A 7,305-nucleotide genomic window follows, 5' to 3' on the forward strand; every position below is an offset into this window, starting at 1 on the left:
GACGGTCGCTATTCGGTCGCCGACGTCACCTTCGGCTCGGGCAAGGACAGCGTCACGGTCGAGGGCATGGCGAAGCTGGTGCTGCATGCCGGCAGCGGGGCGGCGACCGCGATCGGCGGCGGCGGCAGCGACCTGTTCGACGCGGGCACCGGCACCGGCAACTTCACCGGCGGCGCAGGCAAAGACGTCTTTGCCTTCAACGCCCGTGACGGCCATGCCGTGATCCAGGACTTCACCGCCGGGGTCGACAAGCTGAAGTTCGCCGGCCTGACCAGCGCCGACATCCACACCAAGGCGGCGACCGAGGGCGGCGTCTCCGGCCTGCTGGTCACCTACGACGCGGCGGCCGACAGCGTCTTCCTGGCGCATGTCACTAAGCTCGCAGCCTCGGACATGCTCTTTGCCTGAGGCTGTGGTTCTCGCCGGGTCTCGCGCCCGGCGATCCCGAGAAGGGCGTCCCCGCGAGGGGGCGCCTTTTTGGTCAATGTCTATCGGTTGGATGCAGCAGACACACCGGCCGCCAGTGCCCAGCCGATGCTCTTCGCAAGCACCATCTATTTGAGATCGGATCCCGACCATGGCCGACATCCTGCTCTTTCCTGCCGAGCGAACCTCGACCGCAGCGCACCGCAGTGATGCGTCGCGGCCGCCAGCTGTGGCACCGCCTGACGCCGAGACTTGGTCGGAGGACGACGCGGGAGACAATGGCGACCTCGAGATGGTGGCCAGTCTGGCCGCCGCACCGTGCCAGTCGCTCGTCGGCCTGGTCGACAAGATGCAGGTCCTGGTCACCCGCCTCGCGCCGGACGATGATCCTGATGCCGGCCTGTGTCTCGCCGAAGCAAGCCTGCTGCGGTCCGTGCTGCACGACCTGCGAGTGTTTGTTATGGATACTGCCTTTGCGGCCCAAGGTGCCGGCCTCTTGCTGTCGCGACGCTAACTGTGGTGCCGCTGGATGCTGATCTCCTGCAGGGAAGGAGAGGGCGCGGCAGGCGGCCGCCGACGGAGTGACAGCTATTTTTGGTGGCGAGGCGAGCAGTATGTGGCCCCTCCTGGCGCCGGATTCGCCGGCCGTGCCAGCGCATTCGTCACCTCTGATAAGGCCCGATTATCAGAGCATAGAGGCGCTTGCCCCAATCGCCGCAAGCTGCTGGAATCTCCCGATGTCCGACCTGCCCGCCCGCACCCGACCGCCGCCCCTGCCCAGCGCGGCCGAGGCCGCCGCCTACGCCGCCGCGAGCCTCTCGGCCGCCACCCGCCGGGCCTACCGCGCCGACTGGGCGGATTTCTCCGCCTGGTGCGGCCAACACGGCCAGCAAGCGCTGCCGGCGGCGCCGGAGGCGATCGCCGCCTACCTGGCGTCCCTGGCCGCGACGCACGGCCGCAGCGCCCTGCGCCGCCGGCTCTCCGCCATCGGCCAGGCGCACGCGCTGGCCGGGCATCCCTGGAACCCCGGCCACCCGGCGATCCGCCACACCCTGCGCGGCATCCTCCGCCGGCACGGCGCCCCGGCCCGCCAGGCCGCGGCGCTGACCACCGCCGAGATCCGCCGCCTGGTCGCCGGCTGTGATCGCGGCCTCGCCGGCCGCCGCGACCGCGCTCTCTTGCTGGTGGGCTATGCCGGGGCGCTGCGGCGGAGCGAACTGGTCGCCATCGCGCGCGAGCATCTGACCTTCACCGGCGAGGGCCTGCGGCTGCTGCTGCCGCGCAGCAAGGGCGACCACGACGGGCAGGGGGCCAGCCTCGGCATCGCCCGCGGCACCAAGCCGGACACCTGCCCGGTGCGGGCGCTCGAGGCCTGGCTGCAGGCCAGCGACTGCCGCTACGGCCCGGTGTTCCGCAAGGTTGACCGCTGGGGCACGGCCGAGAGCCGGGCGCTCACCCCGGAGGCGGTCGGCACCATCCTGAAGAAGCGCGCCGCGGCGGCCGGCCTCGGCGTCGGCGCACTTGAGCGCCTCTCGGCGCACGGGCTCCGGGCGGGCTTCGTCACCGCGGCCTACCAGGCCGGCGCGCGCGACGAGCAGATCATGGCGCATACCCGGCACAAGGACCTTAAGACCATGCGGTCCTACGTCCGCCGCGCCAAGCTGCTGACCGAGAGCCCGGTCAAGCTGCTCGGGTTGTGAGTGCCGCCGCAGGCAGGGAAGGAGAGGGGAGCGCGTCCGCCCCGAACGACGGCGTCCTAGCGCTGCCGCATCCCGACTGGCTGTACCACCACCTGCGGGTCACCGGCGACCCGGCCGCGGTCGCGGCCTTCCGGGCCGCGGCCGCCGGGTCCGGGGTGATCCCCTGGGCGGACAGCGTCGGCAGCGCCGCCGAGGACTGGTTCCACCTTCTGGCCGCGCCGCCGGCGCCACAGCGGCGGAGCCTCAGCCTGGAGGGCTGCCGCATCCTGGCCGGCCAGCTGCGCGATGCCGCCGAGGCGCGGCAGCGGCTCCTCGCCGAGCGCGCCGCCGCCAGCCGGGCCTGCCCGCTCGACCTGCACCGGCTGCTGCCGGTGCCGGACCGGCTGCTACGGCTCGGGCCCGATCATTCGGAGAGCCGCGCCTGGCTCTGGGCCACCTGGGGCACCACCCAGGCGCTGCGCGGCGTGGTGGAGCTGCCGGTGCCGGGGCGCGGCAGGCCGCGCCAGCTGGACCCCGGGCTGGTCTGGCTGGGCTTCTGGGCGGCCGACTGGACGCCCTGGCCGGCCATCCTCGCCCTGCGCAGCCGCTGGCCCGGCCTCTCGATCGAGATCCGGCCACTCTACGATGGCCCCTGAAGCAGAGGAGGCCACGACGCCGGCCGAGGCGCCCCGCGCGGCGGTCGGCAACAGCGGCGCGCCAGTGCTGCGCTTCGAGGCCTGGGAGGGACCGCTCGACCTGCTGCTCGAGCTGGCCCGGGCGCAGCGGGTCGACCTGGGGCGGATCTCGGTCACCGAGCTCGCCACCCAGTTCGTCGCGGTGCTGGACGCCGCCATCGCCCGCCGGGCGGTGCCGCTTTCGCGCCTGGCCGAGTGGACGATCATGGCGGCCTGGCTGCTGGTGCTGCGCTCGCGCCTGCTGCTGCCGGCCGGCACGGCGGAGAGCGCCGCAGCCGAGCGCGAGGCCGCCGACCTGCGCCGGCGGTTGGCGGACCGGGAGGCGGCGCGACGCCTGGCCGACTGGCTGGAGCGTCGGCCGCAGCTCGGCCGCGATATCTTCGCGCGCGGGACGGCGGAGCCGGAAGCGGCGGGCGAGCCCGCGGCCGACGTGACCGAGCTGCTGCGGGCCTGCCTCAAGCTGCTGCAGGTGCCTATGCGCGAGCGGGTGTACCGGCCGCGGCCGCCGCTGCTCTGGCGGGTGCCGGACGCCCTGGACCGCCTCCGTGCCCTGCTGCCGGACCTGCCCGAGGGCGCGACGCTGGAGCAGTTGCTGCCGCCGGCGCCGGCAGGGGAGGGGGCTGCGCTGTGGCGCCGCAGCGCGTTGGCCAGCACCCTGCTCGCCGGGCTCGAGCTCACCCGCGAAGGTTCGGTCAGGCTGGAGCAGGATTTGGCGTTCGAGGCGATCCAGGTAAGCCCAGGCGCGCCGTCCAGGCCCGGCTGCGCGGTCGCCCGATGAATGCGCCGCGCTGCACCCTTGCGGCTGACCGAGGAGTCTGGCGCGCCCGGCGGCGCTTGCCAAGATCAAGGGCACTGGCCGCATGCCTCCGTCGTGCCATGCGTGACCATGCTCGCGGCGTGGAGCTTGTCGTCGAGAACCTGACCGTGCCCTTCAGACCATGAGGTATCCAGTGACCCCGGACGGTAGGTACTTCGTGGTCCGTGGACGCCTGTGGCGCTGCTCAAATCCAAAGCTGAGCGATGAACGACGCACTGAATTGGTGAAGGCGCTCATGTTGGCTCGACGCGCGAAGCAGCAAGCCATGCGCGTCGGCGACAATGCCGCGCGTGAAGTGGCGCGTTCACAGGTAGAAGCGATAAAAGTTGCCCTGGGCGAGCGAGGACCAGTCTGGTGGGATGATGGCACGCCTGATTTTGACAGGCACCTTGCGAGAACGACACCTTACGCGGAATGGTTTGCAGAACTCTCAAGGCGCACGTGATCGCGCTTCCCGCGTGTTAGGAGTGGTGTTCCACAATGACGGCCGGCTGTGGGGTTCGGCCACGCCAGTGTCATTTCATGTTGCTCGGAAGCCAGCGCGAAGCCGTTCACCCTGAACACCGATACCGTCACCCGCGACTTTGTAGTGCGACCGGTTGTTGAGACAGTCGACTGCGCTGTTCAGACGGCCAAGGGTAGGTTGGCCGGTGGGCATTGAGCAAGGCCGCGTTGCTCGGCGCGGATCTGGCTCGGGGTGCGGTAGCCGTACCGGGCGACGAGCCAGGTGGCGTTGTAGTGGACCACGAAATCCTGCAGCCCGCGGCGCAGCTCTTCGATGGTGTCGAAGGTGTGCACCCATAAGAAGTTCTCCTTCAGGGTAAGGATGGTCGGAGCACTGCTCCGACGGCCGCGACGCCATTGCCCTCGGGCTGGCGGTGTGAAGGAGGGCGAGCTCTCGATACCAAGGAAGCTGATCTCGTCCTGGAAGTCGCCCGACATGTAGTTCGAGCCGTGGTCGTGCCGGAGGGAGAGGCCCTTGGCCACGTTCTTTTCGACGCCGCCGAAGTGGCGCAGCACGCCCTGGCGGACCGGCTCGAGTGCCTCGAAGCGGTTGCCGGAGCGGGCGGCATGGTTGCCGACGCACTCGCCGGAGCAGTGGTCGACGGCGACGACACCCGGGCCCGACCGTCTCTGATGGTCACGGTCTCGGTCATGTCGGTGCCCCACATCGTGTCCACCACCGTAGTGGTGATGGTGCCGTCATGGGCGCGCTGCTCGGGACGGCCGACGCGGTGCGGCGCGAGCAGGCCGTGCTGGCCCATCAGGCGCCGGACCCGGCGGGCCGATGTGCGGATGCCAGCATGGCGCAGCCGGGCCCAGATCTTGCAGTAGTCCTCACCGTGCAGGCGCGAGCCGAGGATCTGGGTGCGAATATGCTCGAGCAACGCGGCATCAGAGCAGGCACCGGCCGGATCCCGGCGTGTCGGACTGGCCGGTGCCGCAGGGTCGGGCGCTGCGCGATGGCGGTAGACCGTGGCGCGGGAGAGCCGCCAGACCCGGGCGACCCTGGCCGGGCCGTAGGCGCGGCCCGTGGCCGACGACATGGCCCGCCTCACCGCTTCGACCTCCGGCGGGCCAAAGGGCGGCTGCCCTCGAGGGCGGCAATCTTCTGCTCCAGCAGCTCGTTGGCCATGGTGACCTCGCCGAGCTTGGCCTTGAGGCGGAGCAGTTCCTCGTCGCGGCTGTCGCGCTCGCGCTCTTTCATCGCCGCCTCCGCCGCGACCAGGGCGCGGTCGCGCCACTCGCTCAGGCGGGCGACGGTGACGTTGAGCTCGCGGGCCAGGGTCTCCAGCGGCTCACCGCGCAGCAGGCGGGTGACGGCGGCCAGCTTGCGCCGGGCGGAGTTGCGACGCTCCGGCCCAGCACCGCCCGTGGGGGCGCCAGCGTCAGCGTCAGCGTTCTGGGCGCCCGCCGGCGCCCCCACGGGCTTGTCGCTGTGGTTCTGGTCCATCGGTCTGACCTCCGGTTGCGGTAATCCCTACCGCAGCCGGCTGTCTCATCGAACCGTGCCGCACCCCATGCGACGGGCTATACGTCGTGTGTCAAGCGATAGCAGGATAATGGCGGATGACATCCGACCAGCGAGTTGATACCTCATTCCGCTAGCATGCCAAGCGATTTTGTTCCGGCAAGATATTGCAACGATGGCAGTGCTCTGGACAATTTTGCACTTGTCCTATTCGATTCGAAATCGATCTTATATCCAGGATATGTGCCAATAAGTTTCTTTACATTTTAAGATATATAGGCATTATGGCGTATCACTCACTTTTGGGCGTGCCATGTTGTTGAATTTTCGGTATAAAAACTATCAGGTTCAGGCGGCGGTGTATCTTTACCGGCAACAACATCGAATCACGTCAGGCACTCCCGAGAACACTATCTCTGACGATCGGTTAGTAGTAGATATAAGCATCAATTCCAGCTTCCGATGCACGGACTTGCTGGAAAACAACGCTTTCTGAGTTGCTGGCGCTCTGCGGCACTCATCGCGCGCAACTCGACCGTCGGCGCTTCTTCACCGCAGCCACACTAAGGTCTTCTAATGGCCAATCCCACGCTGATCAACGTCAACTATGGCCAGCTAAACTTCGGCACCAGCCAGACCAAGGTGGGTGATGGTACCCATACCGGAGATGTTGTTCTTTATAGCAATGTTTACACGTCAGCCGGTATAGCTGTAGACGCGGTAGTTCGTACTTTATCAGTCGATCCGCGAGTAACCTTCAACAACTACGACTCAACGGACACAAGTGACGGCAATCAACCGGGCGGCGGCACTTACTTCTCGCCACGGCTTGATGGAAGCACAAGTAGCGGTACAGCAGCTGCCGGCGCAGGTGTCACCTTTCAAATAGATTTCATATCGGGCGGAACTTACGACAACACGACACGTCAAGGTACGTCGGTAACACTGCAGAAACTCCGCGAAAACACTTACGACATTGATATTCAGCAATTTCAACAATTCAACACTTTTAGCGTCTCCCGTGTGAACTCTGGTGGCGATATAACTTATAATTATGATGTATCGACCGGCCTAATTCAATTTCGAAGCAACACAAACTTTAATTCAACCACTCAAGATGCCAAATATGCAATTCAGGTTGATTATGCGGCGGCTAATTCTATTACTTTTAAGGTTGGTTCTTATGATTTTAGTCAGTCCGGCGGCTTAGCTTATTATTACGTGGATTTTGGCCCTGGCAAGTTCAGCAGTTTTGACACAACAGTCACCGCTCAGACGGCAGGCGTGCCGGTAGGTGGTGTCAATGGAACTGCCTTCCTTGACAACACAGCAGACGGAGTTCGTGGTGCTGGAGATAGCCTGCTGTCCGGTATCAATGTGGTTTTGTTGGACAGCAATGGTGCTCCAACGAGTTTCACGACCACCACGGATGCTAGCGGCGCTTACAGCTTCACCGGCGTACCCACGGGCACGTACGCAGTGCAGTTCGGCATCAACGGTTACAGCGTTAGTCCCCAAAACGCTGGCGGTACGGCCAGCACCAATAGCGACATCAACGCTAGCGGTGCAGCGACAATTAATATCACTGCCAACAACACCGTGGCTAACGTCGATGCCGGGCTTTGGCAGAACGGCAACATAACTGGCCGGGCCTTCACTGACCTGAACAGCGACGGCGTCCGTCAGACCGGCGAGGCCGTGCTACCCGGCGTCACC

Annotated in this window: 6 protein-coding genes and 2 pseudogenes; 7 read left to right on the forward strand and 1 reads right to left on the reverse strand. The window is 66.6% G+C overall.

The features are described from left to right. The 6 genes and pseudogenes from E2C06_RS38200 to E2C06_RS34695 form a co-directional block, all read left to right on the forward strand. Positions 1-408, forward strand: a pseudogene (locus E2C06_RS38200) (hypothetical protein); the annotation flags it as partial. 169 nt (positions 409-577) lie between these two features. Beyond that, positions 578-940, forward strand: coding sequence for a hypothetical protein (locus E2C06_RS34675; protein WP_133293108.1), 363 nt, complete (start codon positions 578-580; stop codon positions 938-940). Positions 941-1,163: 223 nt separating this feature from the next. Continuing rightward, positions 1,164-2,126: a tyrosine-type recombinase/integrase gene (locus E2C06_RS34680; protein ID WP_133293109.1), complete on the forward strand. Its 963-nt coding sequence runs from the start codon at positions 1,164-1,166 to the stop codon at positions 2,124-2,126. Next, positions 2,123-2,761, forward strand: coding sequence for a hypothetical protein (locus E2C06_RS34685; RefSeq protein ID WP_133293110.1), 639 nt, complete (start codon positions 2,123-2,125; stop codon positions 2,759-2,761). Before E2C06_RS34680 ends, E2C06_RS34685 begins: the two co-directional genes overlap by 4 nt. Then, positions 2,751-3,578, forward strand: a complete 828-nt coding sequence (locus tag E2C06_RS34690; RefSeq protein ID WP_133293111.1) for a segregation and condensation protein A — start codon at positions 2,751-2,753, stop codon at positions 3,576-3,578. The genes E2C06_RS34685 and E2C06_RS34690 overlap by 11 nt, the downstream gene beginning before the upstream one ends. Before the next feature lie 172 nt (positions 3,579-3,750). After that, positions 3,751-4,062, forward strand: coding sequence for a hypothetical protein (locus tag E2C06_RS34695; RefSeq protein WP_241671604.1), 312 nt, complete (start codon positions 3,751-3,753; stop codon positions 4,060-4,062). A 179-nt stretch (positions 4,063-4,241) separates the two neighbouring features. Here E2C06_RS34695 and E2C06_RS34700 read toward each other — a convergent pair. Next, positions 4,242-5,544 (reverse strand): annotated as a pseudogene (locus tag E2C06_RS34700) (IS3 family transposase). Positions 5,545-6,165: 621 nt separating this feature from the next. Between E2C06_RS34700 and E2C06_RS34705 the strand changes: the two are divergent. After that, positions 6,166-7,305, forward strand: a 1,140-nt coding sequence (locus E2C06_RS34705; RefSeq protein WP_133293113.1) for an SdrD B-like domain-containing protein, incomplete at its 3' end; no start/stop codon positions are given.

The organism is Dankookia rubra (assembly GCF_004355005.1).
GTDB classification, from domain to species: domain Bacteria; phylum Pseudomonadota; class Alphaproteobacteria; order Acetobacterales; family Acetobacteraceae; genus Paracraurococcus; species Paracraurococcus ruber_A.